Annotated in this window: 1 protein-coding gene; it reads left to right on the top strand. The window is 34.1% G+C overall.

The window, feature by feature from the left end; genetic code table 11:
- Positions 1 to 177: 177 nt before the first annotated feature.
- Positions 178 to 993, top strand: a complete 816-nt coding sequence (locus tag G5B12_RS16990) for a Cof-type HAD-IIB family hydrolase (protein ID WP_174088947.1) — start codon at positions 178 to 180, stop codon at positions 991 to 993.
- The last annotated feature ends 71 nt before the right edge of the window (positions 994 to 1,064 follow it).

Genomic DNA, 1,064 nt, shown 5'->3' with positions numbered 1-1,064 from the left:
CAACAAAAACGATTAACCATCAACAAACACATGTATGTAGTTTTGAATATACAATCATTAGAAAGTGGCTTAAACAGCCACTTTTTTTGTGCTATAATAAGAAATATTTTATATTAATTCATCCATTATCATCCGAAAACACTTTTTCTCTACACAGCAAAACGAAAGGATCTATTTATGAAAACATTATACGTATCAGATCTTGACGGAACTCTTTTACGAAAAAATGAAACCTTATCCACGTATACAATAAAAACAATCAATACCTTAACTGCCTCAGGCATGTTATTTTCCTATGCAACAGCCCGTTCATTAAATACAGCAAAAAAAGTAACAGAAGGTCTTAACACACATTTTCCTCTTATTATATACAACGGTGCATTCGTAAAAGATAATATCACAGAGGAAATCCTCATTGCCAATTATTTTGAGGAGGACGTATATGAGGTATTAAAAGATCTTTTTGCACACGAAATATATCCGATCATATATTCATATCAGAATAATATCGAAAAATTTTCTTATATACCGGAAAAAGCAACAAGCGGAATGCAGGCCTTTTTAAACAGCCGAAGAGGTGACAAACGCACTAATATTGTAACCGCAGAATCGGAACTGATGGATGGGAATCTTTTTTATATCACATGTATTGATAAGCCGGAGAAACTGGAACCATTTTATCATAAATATAAAAATAAATATCACGTTGTTTATCAGAAAGACATCTATACAGGAGAACAATGGCTGGAGATCATGCCACAAAAAGCATCCAAAGCGCAAGCTGCTTTGCAGTTAAAACAAAAACTGGAATGTGACAGATTAGTTGTTTTTGGCGATGGGAAAAACGATATTGATATGTTTGAAATTGCGGATGAAGCCTATGCAGTGGAAAATGCAGTAAGTGAACTGAAAGTTGTGGCAACCGGAATCATCGAATCTAATGAAAATGACGGGGTGGCGAAATATCTCCACACACGACAAACGCATGAGTAAATAAATTGTGAACACCCCCCTTTTCTAGTAAAATAAAAGAAAAAGGGGTGTTATTTATGCAGGAATTATTA

This window comes from Blautia sp. MSK.20.85 (assembly GCF_013317245.1).
GTDB lineage: Bacteria > Bacillota > Clostridia > Lachnospirales > Lachnospiraceae > Blautia_A.
This window is presented reverse-complemented; position numbering and strand designations above follow the sequence as displayed.

Excerpts from the sequence above, each read along its gene's own strand:
- G5B12_RS16990 (WP_174088947.1), top strand. The coding sequence starts at position 178 with ATGAAAACATTATACGTATCAGATCTTGACGGAACTCTTTTACGAAAA.